Source organism: Liberiplasma polymorphum, assembly GCF_043951795.1.
GTDB lineage: Bacteria > Bacillota_I > Bacilli_A > Izemoplasmatales > Izemoplasmataceae > Liberiplasma > Liberiplasma polymorphum.
The window spans coordinates 1-26,403 of the sequence record NZ_JBIOAG010000029.1; the positions used below are offsets into that span (position 1 = coordinate 1).

Consider the following 26,403-nt stretch of genomic DNA (forward strand, 5'->3'; position numbering starts at 1 on the left):
CGGACAATTTATCTTAGATAACGTTTTAATTGAGGTATTAGTAGATCTAGATTATGTAGACGCAGAACTAATCGTAAATGGTGATTTTTCACTTGCTGAAGTTGCTTAAATAAAGATTCAAATAACATAATAATTGATATAATTAATGTAAAGCAGTTCAATCTTTTTGTTGGGCAGTTAGGGCTTATTCAAAACGCCCTAACAAGCTCAACTTAAGTTAATTTATTTAGAAAGGAAGAAATTATGAAGAAAATTTTAATGCTTACAATGCTCATGTTGTTAACATTTGCTTTAGCAGCATGTCGTGATAGTGAACCTGATCCAAACGGTGGTAACGGTGGCAATGGTGGTGGCAATGTTAAAAACATTTCTCTTTCATATGCTGACTGGGGAAATCAAGAAGTTAACCAAGCCCTCATTGATGCATTTATGTTAGAGTATCCACACATTACAGTTGATTTACGTCGTGATATTACTGGTGCTGGTGGAGAGTTCACCGCAAACTTATTAAATGCGCAAGCTGCAGGTGTATTACCTGATGTATTTGCGATAGACAACGTTCCTACAGGATTATCAAATGGGATGATTATGGATATTACCGAATACTGGGATAATGACCCAGATACAGAATTAGTGTATCCGAATATTGCAGAAACTGCAGTCTATAATGGGCGTCGTTATGCAGTCCCTTCATTCCAGTTTATTAAAGGGATTTATATTAACTTAACCCTTTTAGATTATTATAATATTCCAATTCCTGAAAAAGACTGGACCTATGATGAATTTGTAGCACTAGCAATTCAAATTCGTCAAGCAGGACAAAATGACTTTGTTTATGCAATTGATCCATGGTTTGGAGATTTAGACTTTGAAGCAATTTGGCCAACACAAGATTTTGAAGATGTTGGATATCAAACCTTTGACGGTGAAAGATTCCATTTTAATACACCAATGTGGATTGATGCTTATAATGCTAAACTAGATTTATGGGCACAAGGTGTTGTTGCACAACATACACCTGAAGAAATGGCAGTTATTGGTGATGTATGGCCGTGGCTTGCTGGTTATACTGCAATGAGTATTGACGGTTCATGGAACTTATGGATGGTTGATGTTATGTTTGAAGACTACGGATTTGAAGTAGGATTCTGGCCTTATCCAGGTGGAGCTGCAGGACAATTCCCACCAACAATTTTAGATTATGCAGTTGTATCAAGCCAAACAGAACATCCTGAGGAAGCTTATTTACTTGCTAAATGGATGACATTTGGTCGCCGTGGTTGGGAAGTACGTTTAGACGTAATGGAAAACCGTGGAGATTTATACTTAGATCGTTTCCCTGTTGCAGATTATCCTGAAATTTGGGAAAGAGCAGAAAATTTTGTTGATTATATAGAAGGTGTTCGTGAAAGCGTTGAATTATTCGAATTCTCAAAACCAGATGTAGATAAATGGTTACCAGGTTATAAAGCATTCTGGGAATGGGTAGAAAGTGATGACAATGATTACTGGACACGTATTGGTGCAGGATTAATTACCCCTGAAGTCTTTGCGGCTGAGTGGGAAGCAAAACTGAATGAACTTATACAAGAAGCTTTAGATGAATATTTAAACTAAACTAGTTAAAGCTTGATGTAACCCATCAAGCTTTAATGGTTTTCGAGGTGAGATGAATGAACAAATTAAATAAACTTGCAAACCCAAAACTCATCATTGTTATATTGATTGGATTAATTGGTGTGATCTATTTAGCACTTAATACAAGACTACGCGATACCGTCCTTATTGACCCAACACGTATTGAGTCGATATCTACGAATCAAACACGTTATCAAAGTGTATTAAGAACTTGGGATATCACGTATCATGATGTAGAAATTCATAAAACGATAAACGAACTTACAACCAATGTAATTAGTGGAGAGATTTATGGATTAACAGGTGATGTGTTTTTGTTTGAAAACAATAATACACTAACGATTGAAGTTGATGTCGCACAAGCAGGAACTTATCATATCGCACTAGGTCAGCTTGATATTGGACCAAGTATTTTAAGCAATAGAATCGGAGTCAAAATTAATGGTGCGTATCAACACGACGCTTCAAACATCATTGATTTACCAACCGAGTGGGTATTTAGTATCGATGAGTTTCCAGTAGATCGTTATGGAAACGAAGTTTTACCCAATTCAATCAAAAACAATCAATTACTAACAAGTTTTTTATATGAATCAACAGGGTTACATGCAGATCCGCTTTTATTTAAACTAGAGGCTGGATTAAACACAATAGAAATTGTTCACCTACGTGGTGAATTTGTGATGCAACATATAACCATAAAAAGTCCTCAAACTTTACCAAGTTATGAAGACTATTTAAGCATGCACGCTAATGGTGCTGCTAAAGTTGATGCAACTTATGTAATTGGCGCAGAATCGTTCACTTCGAAAACCAATCCTTCTACACGCTTACGTAGTGAGCGTGACCCATCATCAACGAGTTATGATACTCGTTATTTAAGATTAAATGCGATTGATGGTTATAGTTTTAGAAAAGGAAATGATACCTTAACATTTACTGTTAATGTAGAAGAAGCTGGTTTTTATCATTTAGGATTCAAAGTAAGACAAAATTACTTACAACAAATGCCAGTTTTTAGAGAAATTCGTATTAATAACGAAATTCCGTTTGATGCCATGCGTATGGTGCCATTTCATTATTCTAACGAATATGAAAATGTCATGTTAGGTGATGGTATTGATAATTATATGTTTTATTTAAATGCTGGAGCTAATACGATTAGCATGCGTGTCGTGTTAGAACCTTACCGTGAAGCCTATGAGAATGTTGTAACAATTATGTCAGAGATTACGGATTTAAGTTTAGAAATTAAAAAATTAACAGGAAATACAAGTGACCGTTACCGTACATGGCGTTTAGAAACCTATATTCCTGATATAGCAGAAAGACTTGAACGTTGGGTAAATACACTTGTTGAACTAGATGAGGTCTTAAGTGATTATAGTTATCATAATAATCCTGGAGAACTCACAAATATTCGTTTAGCTATTAATCAATTAAACGAACTAAAAGATGATATTAATGATATACCAAATAAAATGTTATTACTTGCTGATGGCGATGCATCAACTGCGCAACTTTTAGGCTCAACCGCACAAGTATTTTTAGAACAAGGATTAGATATTGAAGCGCTTTATATTACTGGTAGTGATCGTTTACCTAGAGCGCGCGCGAATGTTTTTACAAGAACGTTTGAATCGGTAAGACGATTCGTCTTATCATTTACAACTAACGATTATCAAATTACTGATGTTGATGATGAAACATTAGAAATTTGGATAAATTATCCGCGTCAATATGTTGAAATTATGCAACAAATTATTGATAGTGAGTTCACCGCACAAACAGGGGTTCCTGTTCAGTTATCAGTCATGCCAGATGAAAATAAACTTATTTTAGCGAATGCTGCTGGGCGTGCACCTGATATCGCTTTAGGGGTTAACCACTGGTTACCTTATGAGTTTGCGATACGTGGCGCTAGCTTAGATTTAAGACAGTTTGAAGGGTATGAAGAAGTCGTTAGTCATTTCGCACCTGGTGTTATGATTCCTTATGTGTTTGAAGACGGGATGTTTGGGTTACCACTAACTCAAAACTTTTGGGTAACTTTCTACCGTACAGATATTATGGAATCACTTAATATTCCTGTACCAGATACATGGGATGAAGTCATTGAGATTTTACCTGAGATGCAACGATATGGACTTAATTATTTCCAACCAATTTCTCAGTTTAGAGGGTTCAAACCATTTGTTGTAACCATTCCGTTTATTTATCAATTTGGTGGGGATTTATACACTGATGATGGCATGCAAACACAAATAAATAGTGAAGAAAATCTTCAAGGTATTCAAATGATGACAGAACTATTTACCATTTATAATATTCCAAAAGAAGTGCCAAGTTTTTATAACCATTTTAGAAATGGTTTATTACCAATAGGGATTGGTGATTTAGGAACGTATTTACAATTAACCATTGCAGCACCTGAGATTGCAGGTAAATGGGAAATTGCACCGCACCCAGGGGTTAGAATGCCAGATGGTGAAGTTGTTAGATATGCAGCAAGTGGGGCACAATCGACAATGATTATGTCTAGTACAAATAAACCACAAGAAGCATGGGACTTTGTTTCATGGTGGATGTCAACAGATGTACAGGTAAGGTTTGCAACACGTTTACAAACAACTTATGGAACTGAGTTCTTATGGAATACTGCGAACTTAGAAGCCTTTGCACAGTTACCACTACCTGCGCATCATATCGATGTTATTTTAGCGCAATGGGAATATGCGATTGAAGCCTCACGTATTCCTGGTGCTTATATGGTAGAACGTGAACTATCTAATGCTTGGAATCGTATTGTCTTTGATGATGCAAATCCACGTGTAACACTTGATAATGCAGTAAAAATTGCGAATCGTGAAATATTATATCGTATGGAAGAGTTTGGGTATGTTGAAAATGGTGTTGTTATTAGACCATACCGCGTTCCAACAATTTATAATATCCACGAGTGGTTAAAGGAGCATGGCAATGATTAGAAGAATGAATAATCCGGCATGGTTTTTAGTGCCTTATGTTACGATGTTTGTTATTTTCATTATAATTCCAGTTATCATTGCAATATTGTTATCTTTTACCTATTTTAATACCATTCAAACACCAGAATATGTTGGGTTAAGAAATTATATTGAGTTGTTAACCCGTGATGAAGTGTTTATGCAATATGTTCTACCAAATACCATTAAGTTTGCCTTTATAGTTGGACCAATTGGATATATGATGAGTTTTATCTTAGCGTGGATGTTAGCACAAATTCCGCATAGACCAAGAACAATATTTGCGATTATTCTATATAGTCCTTCAATGACTGCAGGGATTGCCATGGGGGTTGTTTGGACCGTACTCTTTTCTGGTAATGCAACAGGTTATTTAAATGCTTGGCTCATCAACTGGGGATTAATTCAAGAACCCATTCAGTTTTTGACTTCTCCACAATACCTAATGAATATAATGATATTAGTCTCTCTTTGGGGAAGTATGGGGGTCGGGTTCTTAGCGATGCTTGCGGGTATTTTAAATATTGATCAATCCTTATATGAAGCAGCGTATGTTGACGGATTAAGAAACCGTTGGCAAGAAATATTTTACATCACCATCCCTTCAATGAAACCACAGATGTTGTTTGGTGCGGTTATGGCTGTAGTTGGAACGTTCCAAGTTGGAGCGATTGGGGTTCAGTTATCTGGTGCCAATCCAACCCCACAATACGCAGGACAACTTATGGTTAACCATATTGAAGATTTTGGATTTATTCGTTATTTAATGGGTTATGCAAGTGCAATTAGTGTTGTATTACTCATCATGATATATTCAATTAGTAAGGTCACATTTAGCTTACTTGGCGAAAAGGATTAGGAGGGTTTACGATGGCGAGTTTTAGTGGAATGAAGATTAATCCGAAACGTTTTCACCGTAGTCAGATTAAATTTTATATGATTTTAATACCAATGGCTTTATTCGTAGGGTTACCGATTTTATTTATCGTATCTCATGCTTTTAAGCCTACAAATGAACTATTTGCCTACCCACCTAGGTTTTTTGTCCGTGTACCAACACTAGCAAACTTCAGAAACTTAGTGCGAACAGCTGCAGATTCTGGGATACCATTTAGTCGTTATTTATTTAACAGTATTTTAGTAACGGTTGTAGGGGTATTTTTAAGTATTATGGTTACATCAATGGCAGCTTATGCCTTATCTAAATTAAAATTCAAAGGGAAAAAACTATTATTTGAAATCAATACATTAGCATTAATGTTTGTGCCAATTGCCGTAACAATTCCACGTTATTTAACAATTTCAAGACTTGGTTTAATTGATAATTACTTAGTTTTAATCCTTCCGTTAATTGCGATACCGGTTGGACTATTCTTAGTAAAACAGTTTATTGATCAAACCCCAAATGAAGTCATTGAAAGTGCAAAAATTGACGGGGCGAGTGAAATGCAAATCTTCTTAAAAATAGTATTTCCTATAATTATGCCTGCGATTGCGACCGTAGGAATTTTATCGTTCCAACTGATTTGGAATGATGTTGTAGGTTCTAGTTTATACATTAATGATGAATCAATGAAAACATTAAGTTTTTACTTTTCAACCTTAGCCACACTTCAAGGAAATCCAGTAGCTGGACAAGGAATGATGGCTGCAGCCTCACTCATTATGTTTGTGCCGAACATAGTGATGTTTATCTTCTTGCAAAGTAAAGTCATGAATACCATGGCGCATTCAGGTATCAAGTAATGAAAAAAGTTTTATTTGGATTCTTACTTGTTACACTGTTCCTCGCTTTCGGCACGGAGGTTAAAGCAGAAACAGGTGTGCGATATAACACATTTACTGTAAGTAATAATCGATTAGTAAGAACACAAACAGCGTATGTGCCTGTGGCACAAACTAGATTTGTTGGTGGCATTAGCTTAGATGAACCAACCGATATCCACATTACACCAAACGATGTCATGTATATCACAACAAACACCCCAACAGGGGGAAAAATCATTGTATTTGATTTAAAAACTGAAGAAGCCTATACCGTAGGTGAAGGCTTCTTAAATAACCCTACCGGGGTGTTTGCAAACGATAATGGCGATATTTATGTCGCCGATCGTTTAGGTCAAATTGCTTATAAACTTGACCATGATGGCAATATTTTACAAACCTATACACGACCAACCTCACCTTTATTTGGTAGTGAAGATTTTCAACCAAGAAAGATAGTAAGTGATCCTCGTGGGAATGTATACATTTTAAATTTAGGGACAAGAGGATTAGCTCAGTTTAGTAATGATGGCGAATTCTTAGGATACTTTGGAACCAATACCATTCAACCAACCCTGCGTACAGTTCTTCAATTTATTTTCTTTACTGAAGCGCAACGTGCAAGGTTATTTAACTTAAGTCCACCTGAAATTTCAAATATTGCAATTGATCAAAGAGGGCTAATTCACACCTCTAGTTTAGGTGTTGAAGGACAAGGGGTTAAACGATTAAATATCAGTGGTGGTAATTTACTGCCTGAGATGTTAAACGCACCCGATTTAGTTGATATATTTGTTGGTCCTATTGGTAATATTTATACCATTACACGTAGTGGAATGATTTATGAATATGACCGTGAAGGTAATTTACTATTTGCTTTTGGAGGCCAAGATATTAGTAATCAGATTCAAGGATTATTTAATACACCAGCAGGAATTGCTGTTGATAGTACTAATACGATTTATACATTAGATAGAGCCTCGGGAGAAATTAAAATATTTGTCCCAACAGAATTTACAAACTTAGTGCATCAAGCACTTGCATCTTATCAAGATGGGAACTATATTGCTTCGCAAGGTCCTTGGGAAGAAGTCCTTAAAATGAATGATTTCTTTGATTTAGCGCATCGCGGTCTTGGGAATGCTTATTTTAGCTTAAACCGCTATGATGAGGCATTAGAAGAATATTATATTGCCTATGATAGAGCAGGTTATAGTGATGCGTTTTGGGAAGTAAGAAATGAATGGTTACTCGCTAATGCCGGTGTCGGTGTTGCAGGATTTTTCATTTTACTGATTGGATTTGTTATTAATATGAAAGTGAATTTTACACACTTTATGATGAATCCTATTAAAAAAGGAATTAGAAAAATTCGCGATAAAGTTAAGGTTATTGACGATATTTTATATTTATTTACTTATCTAAAAAATCCAGCGGATGCCTCGTATTTTATTAAGCGAAGAAACCAAGTAAGTGCGTATTCAGTGACTGTACTTCTTGCCATTTATTTTATGCTTTATATTTACTATATTTATAATTTGAATTTCTTGTTTAACTTTAGACATTTAGATAGTATTAACATTGTAGAAGAATTAGTTAAAGTTGTTTTACCAGTGATATTATGGGTATTTTGTAATTTCTTAATTGGAACGATTCGTGAGGGTGAAGGGCGTTTAAAAGATGTGTACATCACAACCGTTTATTCGTTAGCACCTTATTTCTTAATGCTTCCTGTTATCACGATTATCTCAAATGGTTTAACTTACAACGAAGCATTTATTGTGACATTTGTGACAACGATAAGTATTGGCGTAACGGTTCTTTATTTCTTCTTTATGGTAAAAGAAACGCATTTTTATAATGTTAAAGAAACGATCCAGTCAATTGTAATATCAGCCTTTACAATGGCGATGATGTTATTAGGATTATTTATCGTATACATATTATTAAATGAATTATTTATATTAATTAAAGACTTGGTATTGGAGGTGTTTTATCGTGTTACAAATACTTAAACGTTTAATGGTTTTAAGTGTGATTGGTCTTGCAACGTTTATGATTGCAAATGCACAAACACATGATGCACGTAGTGAACACAATTTCACCCCTTCGATGAGTCCTTTTGTTGAAAATCTAAAATTATCTTCCTCTCGTTTTTCTCGTGAAGAAGATTTAAGGACAGTAGATCCTGCACTGTATATTGATTTACATGATGAAGATATATTACAGTTTGAAAACGATCAATTTGCCCTATATTTACAAAATGAAACGTTAATTATTAAAGTCCTTAATAAAGCAACAGGTTATGTTTGGAGTTCTTCAATAGATGACCCAAATGCCGGGACTTATACCGCACTGCTTTCTAGTATTATCGGATTTGAATACATCAATATTAGTCAAAATTATTCATTAAGACAAAATGTTGGGTTAAATGAAGCAGAAGCGGATATTGATATTAGCACAGTAGGAAATAAACTTATCTTTGATATTCATGTAGGTGGTTTTTGTGCAACTAGAAACTGCTCACGCTTTTATGAAGATTATTTAGAAGGACGTTATACCTTAGAACAAATGATTAATTTCGGGTTTACACAAGTTGATTTCGGATTTAGATTTGAAGTTAGTTTAACTGAAACAGGGATTGTTGCGCATATTCCTTATGATAGTATTTTTGAAGGGAATCCTGAGTTTGTTCAGTTATCAAGTTTAATAGTTTTTCCAGGTCTTGGTGCAACAGAAATGGACTTAATACCTGGTTATATGGTTATCCCAGACGGCGTTGGGGCTTTAATTCGTTATGATGATAAAGAAGGTAAATATTTAACCCCATTTGAAGAACGTTTTTATGGAACAAATCCTGGAGTTCAAACCACACGTATGTCAGTGACAAGTTATCCATTATCGATGCCAATTTTTGGCGCGGTACATGGGGTTAATCAACATGCGTTTATCGGTGTTGTTGAAGAAGGGGCGTTTAGTGCGCGTTTACTTGCATTCCCAAACGGGGCAGCCAACTTAAAATACAATTTAATTTTTACTAAATTTGATTATAAACAGATTTACCGACAAAGTTTTACGAGTGATGGAACCGGGGGCGCTTTACGTATTGTTAAAGCGAGTGAATCGGATGTCACAGTTCGTTATGATTTCTTAAGCGGAGATGATGCGAATTATGTCGGTATTGGAAGACGTTACCAAGAAATGTTAGTAAGTCAGGGCATCTTAGAACGCATTACTCAAACAGAAGAAATGATTCCTATTCACTTACAATATTTAATGACAGATTCTAAAACACAGTTTATTGGGACAAGTATTGTGACGATGTCTACAACAGAAGAAGTTAGACAAATGTATGATTACTTTATGAGTGAAGGATTAACTAATCAACGTGTTTCACTCCTTGGATGGAACAAAGGTGGCTATTCAGGACAGTTACCTAGTCCGGTTAATTTTGAACGAAGCGCTGGAAGTAACCGTGATTTTGAATCACTTATTGACCATATTAACGAGGAAAATCAAGTGATGTTAGTCAATAACTATATAAGATCTACTAATGGAACAAGTCGAGTAAGTTACCGTAATGATGTGGCTCAGGGTGTGAATAGATTTAAGCTTGAAAACACATGCAATCGTTGTGTATATAGTGCACGCTACTTACTCTATCCTGAATCGAGTTTAAAGTTTGCAACACGTGATTATGAGGATTACATAGAAGTGAATGCTCATGTATTGTTTGAATCACTTGGTTCAATGTTATTTTCATATTATGATCGTGGTGTGTTCATTAGAGAAAATAGCGCAGAACATTACAATGAAATTATGGATTTATATGATGGTATTGGGCATTACTATTACCCACACGCTTATGCTTATCAATACGTAACGGATTTTTATCATACACCAATATACAATTCGCAACTTACGTATTTTGATGACTTAGTCCCACTTCTACCCGCTGTATTAAGTGGGCATATTACCATGTTTAGTGAGTTCTTAAACTTTAACAGTTTAGGGAAGGAACAAATGCTTATGTTAATAGATTTTGGTATTAATCCATCATTTATTTTGACTGCGCAACGTTCAAGTTTATTAAACGGGACAGATATTGAAGACTATTATGCAACTCAGTTTAGTAGTTGGCATACAACTGTATTAGAAGAATACCGTTATATTAATGATGCTTTAAGATATATTCAAGGGGCTACGATGGTAAACCGTCGTGTAGTAGCACTGGGTGTAACTGAAGTGACTTATGATAATGGAATTACGATTTATGTTAACTATACTTCATCAAGTTACACAGATGGCATTATTTCTGTTGGACCTTATAATTATATGATTAAGGGGGTGTCATCATGAAAAATAGTTTAAAACGTTTAAAACTTAAGTGGTTGGCTATTTATGAAGTAATTAATAAAAAACTAGATAAATACTTCTTTAGATATGTGCGTAAACTGATTGATGTTTTAACTCATAATCCGATATTATTTGTGAGTCATTCACATATTATCTTATTTAAAAATGTTCATCTTAAACTTAAAATAAAGAATAAAACAATTACACTCTTTAAAGCCATTAAAATTAAGATTACCAATAAACGTCGTGAGATGACTGTAGGATATATCTTTATTTCATTATGGATTGTTGGGTACATAATCTTTGCATTATATCCAGTATTTTATAGTCTTTATTTAAGTTTCTTCAAAGTCCGTTTAGCAGGTGCAGATATTAGACTTGATTTTGTTGGATTCGGAAACTATCAGGCTGCATTTTTACAAGATCCATATTTTGTAGAAATATTGATTAATTATGTTTTAAGATTAGTATTAAATGTGCCTGTAACCATTGTATTTGCATTAGTGATTGCAATGTTAATTAATCAAGATATTAAGGGTAAAGGGGCTTGGCGTACTGTATTCTTCTTACCCGTTATTATTTCTTCAGGACCAGTCATTGCAGAACTTATGAATCAGGGGGCAACCACTTTGCCAACCATTGAGGATTACTCATTTATTGAGTTAATCATTAATAATGTTGGGGCTTTTTTAGCCAGTCCTATTCAAGCATTATTTGATCAGATTCTTTTAGTCTTATGGTTTGCAGGGATTCAGATTTTAATCTTACTTGCTGCGTTACAAAAAATTGATAAAGAAGTTTATGAAGCAGCACAAATTGATGGGGCGAGTCCTTGGGAAGCGTTTTGGAAGATTACGTTACCTTCAATTATGCCTTTAATAAGTGTTACGTTAATTTATACGGTTGTATCAATGAGCGTATTTAGTTTGAATGAAGTCATCATTTATATTCGTAATGTTATGCTTGGTGAATCAACCCCAGCACTTACAACAGGATATGGCTATAGCGCAACCCTTGCTTGGATTTATTTTGTTGCGATGTCGCTTATTATCATTCTGTTTATCGGTCTGATTACGATTAGAAGGAAGAAGGTGCGCGCATGAGATATCACGTGATGCTAAAAGAAGCTTATTTAGGGCTTAAAGATAAAGATATGCACCGTTTTAAAGTGCATATACGCCGTTTCTTCATGGGAATGAAATTTACTGATGGGTTCATCTTCAAATTAGGAATTTACGCATTACTAATTAGTTTAGGTTATATATACTTATATCCAATGCTTTACATGGTCACTAACAGCTTTATGACAATGAGTGACATTATTAGTGTGAGTGTAAGATGGATTCCGAGCAGATTAAACTGGGAAAATTATCAAATAGTATGGCGTGAAATCAATTATCCACGTGCTTTAAGAGATGCGATTATTTTAGCAGGTGTCCCTGCATTAAGCGCAACATTCTCAAGTGCCTTAATTGGATATGGGTTTGCGAAATATGATTTTCCTTTAAAAAAATTACTAATGATTTTAATGATCATGACATTTATTATTCCACCACAAATAACGATGATGCCAACATTTAGAATGTATGCATCATACGGATTACTAGGATCTATTAGAGCGTTTGTTTATCCAGCAATTTTAGGACAAGGGTTTAATGGCGCAATTTTCATTTTAATCTTTTATTCGTTCTTTAGGATGATTCCGAAAAGTTTAGAAGAAAGTGCACAACTTGATGGGGCTAGCCCATTTAAAGTGTTCACAAAAATCGCGCTACCACTAGCGGTACCAGCGATTATCATTGTTTTCTTATTTAGTTTTGTATGGTATTATAATGAGACGTACTTAACGGGATTATTCTTAAGAGGTTCAACGATGTCAACACTCCCTTTAAGGGTAGAATCATTTATTAATAACTATACAAGCATTTATCCAGAAGGGTCTCGTGCTAGAGAGCTCATGCAGGCTGCGAAACTAGCAGGAAATATTTTAGCATTATTACCACTTTTAGTGCTTTATTTCTTCACGCAACGTTATTTCGTTGAAAGTATCGACAAAACAGGTATTACTGGAGAGTAGATTTTTATGAAATTATATAAATTAATATTAAGCAGTTTTTTAGTCTTTATTTTAGCTGCATGTACGAATAAAACACCCGATATCATCCCAAATGACTATGATCCAAGATCGCTTGTCCCAGATCGATGTGAGCATTTAGAAAACATTGATGACTGGCAACCCGTATGGTGTGATGAGTTTGATGAAGACGGTCACCCTAATCCTGATTTATGGGGTTATGATATTGGTGGCGGTGGTTGGGGTAATAACGAACTTCAATATTATACAAATGCATTAAACAATGCCTTTGTAGAAGATGGTGTTTTAACCATTCGTGCGATTCCAGAAACAATGGGTGGGCGCGAATATACAAGTGCTAGACTAGTAAGTAAATACCGCGGTGATTGGTTATATGGTCGCATTCAAGTCATGGCTAAAATGCCATCAGGGAAAGGCACATGGCCAGCAATTTGGATGTTGCCGACAGACTGGGTCTATGGCAACTGGCCACATAGTGGTGAAATTGATATTATGGAGTATGTTGGCTATGACCCTGGTATTGTTCACGGGACAATACATACAGGCGCTTATAATCATAATTTAGGCACACAATTAGGGTATAGAAGAACTGTACCTACGGTTGAAACTGAATTTCATCTATATGAAATGATCTGGGAACCTGGGCGTATTGAACTGTTTATTGACGGAGAACGTTTCGCAATTTTCGGTTATAACCCAGATTTAAATAGAAACATCGCAAATTCAGCAGCTTGGCCGTTTGATGAAAGATTCCATCTAATATTAAATTTAGCGGTTGGTGGAGATTGGGGCGGTGCACGCGGAATAGATTCTGATGCCTTCCCAACTGAAATGCAAATTGAGTTTGTAAGAGTCTTTCAAAAAGACTATGCAGGATTAGACCAAAGTCCACCAGAAATGATTACAGGACTAGTAGAGCAATTTACAACCCATAACTCAGCACGATTCAAATGGACACACGCTCTTGATGATGTGATGGTTTCGCATTATAATATATATTCGAATGGTGAATTAAATGGATCGACCACGGTTAATGGTTTCTTAGTAACAGGGCTAGCCTCTGGTAGTACCCATGTTATAGAAGTTGAAGCCGTTGATTTTGCCGGAAACAGTTCTCCAAAACGCGCAATTAGTATTGAAACAAAACCTGTAAGAGAAGTGACTACGCGCATCCAAGCAGAAGATTATGACGCGATGCAAGGTGTTCAAACACAACCTACAACAGACATTGGTGGGGGAGAAAATGTGGCATGGATCGATACGGGAGACTATTTAGAATACATTTTAGAAGTTAAAGAAGCTGGACAATATGTCATAAACTACCGTATTGCAAGCGAAACTGCAGGCGGTGAGATCACGATGACCCACATTAATCGCTTCGCAACTGTTGTGACAAGCTTTGATGCAACTGGAGGATGGCAAACATGGGAAACAGTAACAAGTGATACATTTAACCTTAATCCAGGGATTTATACATTTAGATTTACAGCAAGTCAAGGAGGGTTCAATTTGAATCATTTTGAATTTGAAAAAGTAGGTGAGTAAAATGGTAACGATCAAAGATATCTCAAAAAAAACCGGGTTTAGTGTTGCAACAGTATCAAAAGCGTTAAATAATTATCCTGATATTTCTAAAGCAACACGTGAAGAGATATTAAAAATTTGTAGTGAGATGGGTTATATTCCTAATTTTTCAGCACGTTCGCTTAAAACACATCGTTCTCATACGATTGGTATTATCTTTGAAGAAATAACAAATCAAGGACTTCAACATCCCCTTTTCGCGAAAATTTTAGAAAGTTTCAAAGGATTAGTCGAATCTCGTGGATATGATATTATGTTTTTGGCAAAAAGTATGGGGAAACTTGATGGGTCTTATCTTCAACATGCAAAACGCAAACAAGTCGATGGGATTTTAGTTTTATGTGAAGACTTTAATAGCGAGGATATGTTAGAACTTTACGAATCAAATATGCCGCTGGTTATTATCGATTATAATGTACCTAATGGCATTACGATTACTTCGAATAATGAAGAAGCGATGAACCAAGGTGTTCTTTATTTAAAGAGCATCGGCCATGAGAAAATCGCCCATATATATGGGGATTCAACTACTTATATTGGGGGAACCCGTAAGCTTGCATTTGAACAATCGATGATTCATAGCGGCCTACCATTAAGAGATGAATTTTTGGTTTCTGGTGAATATTTCTCGAAAGAAGATGGTTACCGCGCAATGAAAAAAATCCTCAAACTTCCAGAACAACCAACAGCTATTTTTTGTGCGTCTGACTTACTTGCAATTGGGGCTATTCAAGCCATTAAAGAAGCGGGAAAAAAAGTGCCGCAAGATTATTCTTTAGTTGGATTTGACGGTATTGATTTAGGACAATTAATTACACCAAGACTAACTACTATTAGACAGGATGCCCGTAAAATGGGTGAGATTGCAGCACGAAAAGTTATGCAATTAATCGATAATAGAGATACAAGTGAAATTGGCGAAACAATCACCGTAGATACTTTTTTAATCACTGGAGAAAGTACCCGAGTATTACATTAAAAAAGGAGTACACAATGAAATTAATTAAACATTTTGATTTTACAAACATGAATGCCTTAGATTTAAATGACTGGAATATTGAAGTCGGTGATAAGTGGGCTAATAACGAGATTCAGCGTTATGTAAATAAACCTGAGAATCATTTTTTTGATAATGGATTAGTCATTCAAGCAACAAACACAAACGGAATTATTGAAAGCACAAGAATAAATACTAAAAATAAGTTTTCATTTAAATATGGAAAAATTGATATTATCGCTAAAGTACCAAATGGTAAAGGGACTTGGCCAGCTTTATGGATGATGAGTCAAAACACCATTCATGGTGGTTGGCCAAGAAGTGGCGAAATTGACATTATGGAACACACGGCAAAAGATCTAGATCATTTGTATTTATGTTTACACACCGAGGCATATAATCACCGTCAGGAAAAGTATTATTACTTTAGAAAACATGTTGAAGGATTAACCAATAACTTTCAGAAATTCACCCTTCTTTGGGAAGAAAATCTTATAAGCTATTACTTAAATGATGAGTTATTAGTTGCTTACGAAAAAGGTAAAGATGGTTGGGACGAATCGCATAAGGGATGGCCTTTTAACGATGATGAATTTTATTTAATTATCAATTTAGCTATTGGCGGAGGGCTTGGGGGCCCAGTGGATTTTCAAAACTTCCCTCAACAATTTATTGTAAAAGATATAAAAATATATCAATAAGTGAGGATTATGATGACATTTGAAAATATAGTACACAAACCACTTAAGGATTACAGCACGCAAGAAGCTAAAATTTATGCACAAAGTATTTTAGAAAAAATGACCATAAAAGAAAAAATAGGGCAGTTATATCAAGCGCCTTATTTTTCAAATATAATTACTGGACATGCTTTTGATTCAACGGGGACTATCGATGAAATTAAAGCAGGTTTAGTAGGCTCAGTATTAAGTGTTCATAACGAAGACACGCTTTTCAATCTACAAAAGATTGCCGTAGAAGAATCACGATTAGGTATCCCACTCATATTCATGTTTGATGTAATTCATGGATTTAAAACCGCGTTTCCAACGAATTTAGCGTTATCTAACTCATGGGATACTGACCTTGTTGAACGTATTTCAAAAGCAGTGGCTTTTGAAACTAGTCATGCAGGTATTCATCTTACTTTTTCACCAATGGTGGATTTAGTTAGAGACCCAAGATGGGGTCGTGTAATGGAAAGTAACGGAGAAGACCCATATTTATCTAGTTGTCTTGCTAAAGCGTATGTGAGAGGTTATGAACAAGATTCGTTATCAAATAAAAACGCAGTTGCGGGTTGTGTGAAACACTTTGCGGGCTATGGATTCGCAGAAGCCGGACGTGAATATAATACAGTGGATATTTCAAAACGTGTTTTTTATAATATGGTATTACCACCATTTAAGGCTGCAGTTGATGAAGGTGTAAGTATGCTTATGACTTCATTTAATACTATTTTTGATCGTCCAGCTACTGCAAATAAAGAATTATTAAAAGACATCTTAAGAGATGAAATGAACTTTAATGGTGTCGTTATATCAGATTATACGTCCACCGAAGAAATTATTGCTCATAAAGTAGCTATAGATGAAAAAGATGCAGCGCTACAATGCTTTAATGCAGGGCTTGAGCATGAAATGGTATCAAGAACCTATATCACACATTTAGAAAGTTTAGTAGAAGAACGAAAGATTTCCGAAAAAGATTTAGATGTAGCAGTTATGCATATGTTAATTTTGAAAGTTAAATTAGGTTTATTTGATGATCCTTATAGAAACTTTTATCCAAACAGTGAGCAATATATGTTATTAGAGTCTACTAAAAATATTGCAATTGAGGCCGTGGAAAAAAGTGTTGTTATGCTTAAAAATGACCAAGTGCTTCCACTTAAATCTAATGAAAAAGTTGCGCTTGTTGGCCCTTATATTGATTCGAAAGATGTTATTGGTGAATGGGCTGCACTATGTAAAAAAGATGATGTAATAACCATCAAAGATGCCTTTATCCAAAACAATTATCCATTTGAATATTTCGATGATGCAAATATTGATGATTTAAAAAATTACCCGGAAATTAAAACAGTTATTATAGCATTAGGAGAACCTGGTTCTCATGCAGGTGAAGGTAATAGTAAAACAAAAATCTATCTAGGTGAAAAACAAAAACGACTGTTTAATAAAGTTAACCGTTTAAATAAAAACATCGTTTTAACGATTTTTGCAGGAAGACCATTGATAATCACAGATTATGCAAACAGGGCAGACGCAGTTATGTATGCATATCAACCTGGGACTATGACTGGAACAGGATTATTTAACCTGTATACAGGAAAATCAAGTCCAAGCGGAAAACTAACAATGACATTCCCTTATCATGAGGGACAAATTCCAATTTATTATAATCATTACAATACAGGAAGACCACTTGATCCTTTAAGACCAAATTATCGATATAACTCTCGTTACATCGATGCGCCAAATGATCCGCTATATCCATTTGGATTTGGACTCTCATATGGAACGTTCATCTATACAGATTTGAAACTTGATAAAAAAGAGCTACAAAAAAATCAAGAACTAAAAGCTGAAGTTACCATAACTAATGATTCAGAATATAAAGCTGAAGAAATTGTTCAACTTTATATAGAAGCTGAAAATTTTTCAGTTTCGAGACCTGTGGATGAATTAAAAGCATTTAAAAAGGAAAAATTCAATCCACACGAGATTAAGACTATTACATTCACATTAACTTCAAACGATTTTAGAGCGTATAATATTGATATGAATTTTACCGCTGAAGCGCACAACTACAAGGTTAAAGTCGGTTCATCATCGGCCAAAAAAATCGAAGAAAAAGTTAAAATATTAGATACCTAAGGACACGATTTGTGTCCTTTTTTTTATTTTTTACATTTTTATGATAGAAATGATTAAAAATTATTAACTAATATATATTTATTTGTGTGAATTAGTAATATATAGAAATTTCACACTTACTTCATAATTGTAGCGTATTGTAGAAAAGATTGGAGGTGCATTTATGATTTTAGTAGTAAATCATATATATCAACCACTAAATCCAATATTCATCAATTTTGGACCGGTTGTAATATATAAATACGCAATTATGATTTTAATTGGAATTTTAATGGCGTTGTATTTAGGTATAAAAGAAGGTAAACGCATTGGCGTTAACCACAACATTATTACAGATGGTTTAATAATTATTTTACCATTATCTCTTTTAGGTGCAAGATTATGGTACATTATGTTTGATGGTGCGCACAATTTTAGACACTTCTTCCCGTTTGCTGGTTTAGCAATCCATGGGGGGGTAATTGTTGCGGTTATTAGTACGTATATTTTTGCAAAGAGAAAAGGGATAGACTTTTTGAAGTTAACAGACTTATTAGCACCAGGACTTCTTATTGGACAAGCAATGGGGAGATGGGGAAATTTCTTTAATCAAGAAGCACATGGGGGTATTATTGGTGGTATAGATGCTATTGGAAATCCTAATTTGACGCTTGATTCACAAAGAAGTTTTTTAAGTAGTACATTAAAACTTCCTGAATTTATCGTGAATCAAATGTATGGGAGTTCTTATTTGGCAAATAATGCTTACTATCATCCAACGTTTTTATATGAATCTATATGGAATCTGATTGGACTGATTGTATTATTAGTTCTTAGAAGAACCAAGTATTTAAGATCAGGTGATTTAATAGGCATATACTTAATATGGTACGGAATTGGTCGTTTTTTCGTTGAGATATTAAGAACTGATGCTTTACTAATATGGAACTCTACAATAAGAATTGCACAAGTCATAAGTATTATATCAATTATACTGGGAATTCTAATTTTGCTTGCTAATCGCTATTTACATAGACCTTTGTATAATGAGCGTTATTAATCATGAAGAAGGAGAAGAGTTATGGACATTAATTTTTTACTCGGTGGATCAATCTTAGCTGCATTCGTTTCAGGTTTTATTGCACTTTTAGCCCCTTGTTGTATTTCGGTTATGTTGCCTTCTTATATTTCTGGTGCCGCTCATAATAAGCGGACACTAGTAGGGTTTACTACCATTTTTGCATTCGGTATAGCGACGATTATTCTACCAATTATAATGGGTGCTTCCTACTTAGTAGGTTTAATTAATACGCAACATATGATTATTTATCTAGTTGGTGGAAGTATGATGATTTTACTAGCTGGTTTCGTGTTGTTAGGTGGAGAACTTCACTTACCGATGCCAGCTAGAAGAATCAGTAATCGTAAAGGACCGTTAGGTATATACAGTCTAGGGGTATTTTCAGGGATTACTAGTTCATGTTGTGCTCCAGTATTACTAGGTCTTATTGCATTAAGCACATTTACTAATTCTTTTATTGCAGTTATGTTACTCGGGCTAGCCTATGTACTTGGGATGGTTATTCCATTGTTAATATTGACGGTTATTTATAGGAAATATGGACAAGATAAAATGAAAATATTGAAAGTGAGATCCATTGAATATAAACTTGGACCTATTAAAAAAACAATATCATCAACCGCGTTAGCAACGGGAGTATTACTAAGTTTAATGGGAGGATATGCCATATACTTAGGATTTACTGAAGATACTATGGCACAACCAAGTGATTGGCAATATCAGTGGGCCTTATTTATGCAACGATTTGGTAAAACAGTCACAAACTGGATTGAGTTTGTACCTAATTGGCTTATTGCTTTTGTCGTAGTACTTGTTGTTTATAAAGCTATAAGAATTACAGTTAATCTATTTAGTGAGAGTGAGGAATCATGTTGTGAAAAAAAAGAAAACGAAGTTTAAATCACCAAATATCGTTGTAATTTTACTTGTCATGTTATCCGTGTTAACCCTTGTAAATATTTACTATAGAGCAAACAATAAAACATTACTAGCTGGGTCTGTACGATTTGACGTTGGTAGCCCTGGCCCAGGGGCAATGGCTCCTGATTTTACATTACCATCAATCAAAGGTGAAGTGGTTTCATTAAGTGACTACTTAGGTGAAACGGTGCTACTTTATTTTCAAGAAGGGGTCATGTGTCAAGCATGTTGGGTGCAGCTACAACACATTGAAGATGACTTGAAAAAGTTTGAAAATATAGGTATAGATAGAATAATCACTATAACAACAGATCCACTACTTCCTCTTGCACAAAAAGTACATCTTGAACGTATAAGTAGTGAAGTATTATCAGATGCTTCCGTACAAGTTTCAAACACCTATACTACAAATTTATATGGGATGATGGGTTCAAACTATAATGGACATTCATTTATTTTAGTAGATGAAAACGGTAAAATAGTTTGGCGTGCAGATTATGGTGGTGCGCCAGAATATACAATGTATGTGCCAATCGAAGTGTTAATCTCAGATATTATAAAAGATAGAATTGACTAAACTTAGGCTTAATGCCTAAGTTTTTTATTTTTAAAAATATCTAGGTTCTCCTACGCATTTAAAATAAAAAACGGTATAATAAATCTATGAGTGGGGGATTGTAATGAATATAAATGACATATTAAATAAAATAACTGTTTTAGAAAAAGCATCTCTTTGTAGTGGAAAAAATTTGTGGGAAACAAAATCGGTTAATCGGTTAAATATTCCTAGCATCATGATGACAGATGGCCCACATGGATTAAGAAAAGAAAAAACAGGATCAACGGGTATTGCGATGAACGAATCTGTACAGGCTGTTTGTTTTCCAACGGCTGTTACATTGGCTTCAAGTTTTGATAAAGATTTAATTGCAGAAGTCGGTAAAAAGATTGGTGATCACGCTCTTAATGAAGGTGTTTTTATTGTGTTAGGACCAGGGGTTAATATTAAACGTTCACCACTTTGTGGACGTAATTTCGAATATTTTTCTGAAGACCCTTATCTAAGTGGAAAAATGGCCGCTTCATGGATACAAGGCGTGCAATCAACTGGGGTAGGCGCTTCTATTAAACACTTTGCTGCAAACAACCAAGAAAATTATAGAATGACCATTGATAGTATAGTCGATGAACGTGCTTTGCACGAAATATATTTAGAAGCATTTAGAATTGCTATTACAGAGTCTAACCCATACACCGTTATGTGCTCTTATAACAAGTTGAACGGAGTATATGCCGCTGAAAATAGACACTTATTAACAGAAATACTCCGTAACAATTGGGGGTATAAAGGAGTCGTTATTTCTGACTGGGGCGCTACGAACAATCGTGTCTTAGGTCTTAAAGCTGGTCTTGATTTAGAAATGCCTTCATCAAATGGTGAAAATGATGAAAGAATCATTCGTGCAATTAAGAAAAAAGAACTATCAGAACGCACGCTTAATGAAACGATTAAACGTTTGCTTGAGTTTATTGATAAGAAACAAGATGTTATTAATGAAATTGACTTAAACAGTGATCACGTATTTGCTAAAAAAGTTGCTGCTGAATCTATGGTACTTTTAAAAAATGATAATGTTTTACCCTTAGAAAAGAAAAAAACAACTGTCATTATAGGCGCTTTAGCAGAATCATTTAGATTTCAAGGCGCAGGGAGTTCTAGAATTAATCCAACGCATAAACCCAATCTAGTTAAAGCACAGCTAAATATAAATAAGAATAGTCACTACATAAAGGGGTATCATCTTGATGGTTATGAACCGAATACTGATTATTTAGCTACCCTGATTGAACAGGTGAAAAAATTTGAGCAAGTTATTGTTTGTATCGGTCTACCTGAAAGTTTTGAGTCTGAAGGTTTTGATCGATCACACATGGCACTCCCTCAAAATCAAATTGATCTACTAATCGAGTTAAAAAAAGCTGGTAAAAAAATCGTAGCGGTTTTATTAGGGGGTAGTCCCGTGGAAATGCCATGGTTAAGTAATGTCGATGCTTTACTAAATGCTTACCTCCCAGGACAAGCAGGTGATGAAGCGATTTTAAGCTTATTATACGGGGATATCAATCCCAGTGGTAAACTTGCAGAAACTTACCCAATAGCGTTAGAAGATACACCGGCCGCACACACGTATGGTAAACTAGCTCACAAGGAAGAATACTATGAAAGTATCTATGTTGGATACCGATATTACGATAAAACAAACACATCAGTTCTATTTCCATTTGGGTATGGATTAAGTTATACAACATTTGACTATTCTAATTTTAAATTGTCTAAAAAGACAATAACTGATTTAGATACTATAATAGTGTCTTTTGATGTCACGAATACTGGTTTACATGAAGGAAAAGAAGTTGCACAAGTGTATGTTGGGATGAAAGATTCAAAGATATATAGAGAAGTAAAAAAACTAAGAGGTTTCGAAAAAGTCACACTTAAACCCAGCCAAACTGAAACCATAAAAATTGCTCTTTCTTTTGATGACTTTGCCTATTTTAATCGAGAAACAAGTCGTTTTGAAATTGAAGAAGGGGTGTACAAAATAATGGTTGGTGCATCAAGTCAAGCCATTAAATTCGAAAAGAGCATATCCGTTTCAAACCAATATACTAAAACACCAGTGCCTAAAGTAGATGCTCGATTAGATCAATATATAGCAATAAGTAATAACCATTTTAACCGCGAAGCATTTAAAGCCTTATTTATAGATTTTAAAGAAAGCGAAGCTTCAACAAAAATTAATATTAATACGCCACTAGATGAACTAAAAAAATCCTTTATTGGGCGAATAATTGTCCGAAGCGTGGAAAAAGAGATGCAAAAGCAATTCACAAATGATCCAACAAGTAATCTCATGATTGAAGCGATGCTAAAAACCATTCCATTTAGAAGTTTAGCTACAATGAGTCAAGGTAAACTACGGTTATCTACGGCAGAAGGATTAGTGCATTTTATGAATCATCGCTATGTTAAAGGCATGAAAAAATTCATTCTTAAGAGGTAAATAATGCAAAAAATACGTTGGAAAGAAAAATTATCTTTTGGATTTGCAGGGTTTGGTCAGAATATGATTTATGCCTTTCAAATGTCTTTTTTACTCTTGTTTTATACAAGTGTATTTGGTGTACCGGGATGGGCTGCAGGATTAATGTTTATGGTGGCTAAAACATGGGATGCCTTTAATGATATCTTAATGGGTACTATCGTAGATAATACAAAGACCCGATACGGTAAATTAAGACCTTATTTACTCATTGCGCCATTACCCATTATGATTTTAACCATACTCATATTTACTTCGTTTGATGCGTCTATGACCGTTAAATTAATCTATATCTACGTAACCTATATTTTGTGGGGGATGATTTATACGATTGGGGATGTTCCTTATTGGGGATTATCTGCCGCAATGAGTAACGATTCAATTGAACGGACTAAACTCATATCATTTACACGTATTATGACAATGATTGGGACAGGACTTGTGATTGTTGGGGCACCATTACTCATTGAATATTTTGGAAAAGATGACCGCGCAAGAGGGTATTTTTTAACGGCAGTCGTTATCTCAGTAATTGGGGCTATATTATTCTTCCTTGCGTTTTTTAATACGCAGGAAAGAACATCAATCAGTGCGGATAAAATCACGTTAAAGGATAATATTGGGCTTATTAAGCAAAATAAACCTTTACTGCTTATTTTATTCGCAAGTTTACTTGGGTTTATGCGTTTTAGTGCCCAAGTAGCAGGACCGTTTTTTGCCGAATATAACTTACTCGATTTAGGGATGTTTTCTATCTTAGGCGCAGTATTGATTGTTTCTATGATTGTTGCGATGATGATTACACCGTTTTTAACGAAAAGGTATGGTAAGAAAAACGTCTTTATCGGAACTAGTTTATTTGGTGGTATCACGTATATCATGCTGTATTTTATGGGCTATGATAATTTCATCTTATTTGTGGTTATGTTATTTATTACCTCATTCTCGATGGGATTCTTTAATGTATTGCAAACATCTATGATTGCCGATAGTGTAGATTACTTAGAATATAAAACAGGGAAACGTGCTGAAGGGATATGTTTTGCAGGACAAACATTCTTCTTTAAGTTAACCGGTGCTTTAACAAGTTTTGTACTAGGAGTTGCGTTATCCTTGAGTGGTTATATCGAAAATATGCCTGCAGATACGGTTCCTCAAGCAACGCTCAATATAATATTCATGTTTGTTACAATCTTTCCTGCAATAGGCTGTTTATTATCTATTATTCCGATGCTTAAGTATAATTTTACAGAAACCATGCAATCAGAGTATGTTTTAGAAATTGCATCCCGTAAAGGTGGCGGTTTATTGTGATGAGTTACGAGGATAAACAATCATTGGTTGTTTATCAAATCTATCCTAAGAGTTTTTATGACTCAAACGGGGATGGTATTGGTGATTTAAAAGGGATTATTGAAAAAATTCCTTATTTAGTTACTCTAGGGATAAATGCAGTATGGTTATCACCAGTTTATCAATCACCAATGGCTGATAATGGTTATGATATCTCAGATTATTGTGCCATTCATCCAGATTATGGCACCATGGATGATATGGTTTTACTCATAGATACACTACATAAACATAACATTAAACTAATTATGGACTTAGTAATTAATCATACCTCAGATGAGCATCCGTGGTTCAAAGAAAGTAGAAAAAGTTTAGATAATCCTAAAAGAGATTTTTATATATGGCGTAAAGGAAAAGGGCATAAACCACCTAATAATTGGACGTCATTTTTCACTGGAAAAGCATGGTCTTATGATGAAGTAACAAAAGAATGGTATCTTCATTTATTCCACAAAAAACAACCAGATTTAAACTGGGAAAACCCAAAAGTTTATTTTGAAATTAAATCGATAATTGAGTTTTGGATAGAACTTGGTGTCGATGGATTCCGTTGTGATGTTATTAACATACTTTCAAAAAATGATCAGTATCCCAATGGAAAACCACGTATTGCGTTAGTCGGACAAGAACATTATTTAAATGGGCCACATATCCACAAAATTCTTAGACATTTAAACCGCGATATCTTTAAAAAATATGGAACCATAACAGTAGGAGAAACGGTTTTTATAACCCCAAATGACGCTGTGTTATATGTAGCTCCTGAGCGTAAAGAGTTAGACATGGTGTTTCACTTTGAGCATATGGGTGTCGATAATCATTTAAAATGGTTTTTAAGAAAATTCAAACCGCATAAACTAAAAACAATCCTTTATAAATGGCAATTAGTTTTAGAAAACCAAGGCTTAAATGCGCTTTATTTTGAAAACCACGATCAACCTAGAAGTGTATCGAGATTTGGTGATGATCAATCCTTTCACAAAGAATCGGCTAAGATGCTAGCGACGTTACTTTTTACATTAAAAGGAATCCCATACATTTATCAAGGTCAGGAAATTGGTATGACTAATGCTTATTTTGATGATTTAAATGACTATAAAGATATAGAAACGCATTCTGTTTATAGTTTAGGAAGAAAAACATTAAAACTAAGTCATAATCGCATGATGAAAAAAATAAAGTACATGTCTAGAGACAATGCACGAACACCAATGCAATGGTCAAAGGCGAGTCAAGCAGGTTTTACAAAAGGGTCTCCTTGGATAAAAGTCAATCCAAATCATCAAGAGATTAACGTTGAAGAATCTGGAAAAGATCAAGATTCAATTATGCACTATTATCGCAAACTAATTCGCTTAAGAAAAGAAGAACCAACGTTCGTTTACGGGATGTTTACACCTTACTTAGTTAAGCATAAATTGCTATATGTATTTACACGTACCCATAAGGAAGATACCTTACTAGTTATCGTCAACCATTCTAGTAAATCCGTTCGGTTAAAGCTACCGAATGCGTTAGATTTTGATTTTCATTGTTTAGTAAACACGAATGAAAATAATGCATTTAATAAATCTATTTGTTTAACACCGTATCAATCTATCATTTTAAAAAGAGTGCTTAAGACAAAAAAATAAGATGTCATTTCAC

At 34.7% G+C, this 26,403-nt stretch carries 18 protein-coding genes; all 18 read left to right on the forward strand.

Going from position 1 to position 26,403, the window contains the following annotated elements:
- Nucleotides 1-243 precede the first annotated feature (243 nt).
- Entirely contained in the window at nucleotides 244-1,617 is a 1,374-nt protein-coding gene (locus tag ACHAJD_RS07260; RefSeq protein ID WP_435585197.1) for an ABC transporter substrate-binding protein, read from the forward strand.
- Nucleotides 1,618-1,673: 56 nt separating this feature from the next.
- On the forward strand, nucleotides 1,674-4,625 hold the full coding sequence (locus tag ACHAJD_RS07265) for an extracellular solute-binding protein (RefSeq protein WP_435585198.1): 2,952 nt from the start codon (nucleotides 1,674-1,676) through the stop codon (nucleotides 4,623-4,625).
- Entirely contained in the window at nucleotides 4,618-5,502 is an 885-nt protein-coding gene (locus tag ACHAJD_RS07270; RefSeq protein ID WP_435585199.1) for a carbohydrate ABC transporter permease, read from the forward strand. The genes ACHAJD_RS07265 and ACHAJD_RS07270 overlap by 8 nt, the downstream gene beginning before the upstream one ends.
- 11 nt (nucleotides 5,503-5,513) lie before the next feature.
- Nucleotides 5,514-6,389, forward strand: coding sequence for a carbohydrate ABC transporter permease (locus ACHAJD_RS07275; protein ID WP_435585200.1), 876 nt, complete (start codon nucleotides 5,514-5,516; stop codon nucleotides 6,387-6,389).
- Entirely contained in the window at nucleotides 6,389-8,422 is a 2,034-nt protein-coding gene (locus ACHAJD_RS07280; RefSeq protein ID WP_435585201.1) for a hypothetical protein, read from the forward strand. Before ACHAJD_RS07275 ends, ACHAJD_RS07280 begins: the two co-directional genes overlap by 1 nt.
- Nucleotides 8,406-10,766 (forward strand): DUF5696 domain-containing protein, encoded by a 2,361-nt coding sequence (locus ACHAJD_RS07285; RefSeq protein ID WP_435585202.1) that lies wholly within the window; start codon nucleotides 8,406-8,408, stop codon nucleotides 10,764-10,766. Before ACHAJD_RS07280 ends, ACHAJD_RS07285 begins: the two co-directional genes overlap by 17 nt.
- Entirely contained in the window at nucleotides 10,763-11,866 is a 1,104-nt protein-coding gene (locus ACHAJD_RS07290; RefSeq protein WP_435585203.1) for a carbohydrate ABC transporter permease, read from the forward strand. Before ACHAJD_RS07285 ends, ACHAJD_RS07290 begins: the two co-directional genes overlap by 4 nt.
- Nucleotides 11,863-12,840 carry a carbohydrate ABC transporter permease gene (locus ACHAJD_RS07295; protein WP_435585204.1) on the forward strand — a complete coding sequence of 326 codons (978 nt, stop codon included), beginning with the start codon at nucleotides 11,863-11,865 and terminating at the stop codon, nucleotides 12,838-12,840. The genes ACHAJD_RS07290 and ACHAJD_RS07295 overlap by 4 nt, the downstream gene beginning before the upstream one ends.
- A gap of 6 nt (nucleotides 12,841-12,846) precedes the next feature.
- The gene (locus ACHAJD_RS07300; protein WP_435585205.1) at nucleotides 12,847-14,403 is read left to right on the forward strand and encodes a carbohydrate-binding protein; all 1,557 of its coding nucleotides are present in this window, start codon (nucleotides 12,847-12,849) and stop codon (nucleotides 14,401-14,403) included.
- A gap of 1 nt (nucleotide 14,404) precedes the next feature.
- The gene (locus tag ACHAJD_RS07305) at nucleotides 14,405-15,421 is read left to right on the forward strand and encodes a LacI family DNA-binding transcriptional regulator (protein WP_435585206.1); all 1,017 of its coding nucleotides are present in this window, start codon (nucleotides 14,405-14,407) and stop codon (nucleotides 15,419-15,421) included.
- Between the two features lie 14 nt (nucleotides 15,422-15,435).
- Nucleotides 15,436-16,140: a glycoside hydrolase family 16 protein gene (locus tag ACHAJD_RS07310; protein ID WP_435585207.1), complete on the forward strand. Its 705-nt coding sequence runs from the start codon at nucleotides 15,436-15,438 to the stop codon at nucleotides 16,138-16,140.
- Between the two features lie 12 nt (nucleotides 16,141-16,152).
- Entirely contained in the window at nucleotides 16,153-18,318 is a 2,166-nt protein-coding gene (locus ACHAJD_RS07315; protein ID WP_435585208.1) for a glycoside hydrolase family 3 N-terminal domain-containing protein, read from the forward strand.
- Between the two features lie 163 nt (nucleotides 18,319-18,481).
- The gene (gene lgt / locus ACHAJD_RS07320; protein ID WP_435585209.1) at nucleotides 18,482-19,357 is read left to right on the forward strand and encodes a prolipoprotein diacylglyceryl transferase; all 876 of its coding nucleotides are present in this window, start codon (nucleotides 18,482-18,484) and stop codon (nucleotides 19,355-19,357) included.
- 21 nt (nucleotides 19,358-19,378) lie between these two features.
- Nucleotides 19,379-20,278, forward strand: a complete 900-nt coding sequence (locus tag ACHAJD_RS07325; RefSeq protein WP_435585210.1) for a cytochrome c biogenesis CcdA family protein — start codon at nucleotides 19,379-19,381, stop codon at nucleotides 20,276-20,278.
- Nucleotides 20,253-20,876: a peroxiredoxin family protein gene (locus tag ACHAJD_RS07330; RefSeq protein ID WP_435585211.1), complete on the forward strand. Its 624-nt coding sequence runs from the start codon at nucleotides 20,253-20,255 to the stop codon at nucleotides 20,874-20,876. Before ACHAJD_RS07325 ends, ACHAJD_RS07330 begins: the two co-directional genes overlap by 26 nt.
- 103 nt (nucleotides 20,877-20,979) lie before the next feature.
- On the forward strand, nucleotides 20,980-23,364 hold the full coding sequence (locus ACHAJD_RS07335) for a beta-glucosidase (protein ID WP_435585212.1): 2,385 nt from the start codon (nucleotides 20,980-20,982) through the stop codon (nucleotides 23,362-23,364).
- Between the two features lie 3 nt (nucleotides 23,365-23,367).
- Entirely contained in the window at nucleotides 23,368-24,717 is a 1,350-nt protein-coding gene (locus ACHAJD_RS07340) for an MFS transporter (RefSeq protein WP_435585213.1), read from the forward strand.
- Nucleotides 24,717-26,390 (forward strand): glycoside hydrolase family 13 protein, encoded by a 1,674-nt coding sequence (locus ACHAJD_RS07345; RefSeq protein WP_435585214.1) that lies wholly within the window; start codon nucleotides 24,717-24,719, stop codon nucleotides 26,388-26,390. Before ACHAJD_RS07340 ends, ACHAJD_RS07345 begins: the two co-directional genes overlap by 1 nt.
- The last annotated feature ends 13 nt before the right edge of the window (nucleotides 26,391-26,403 follow it).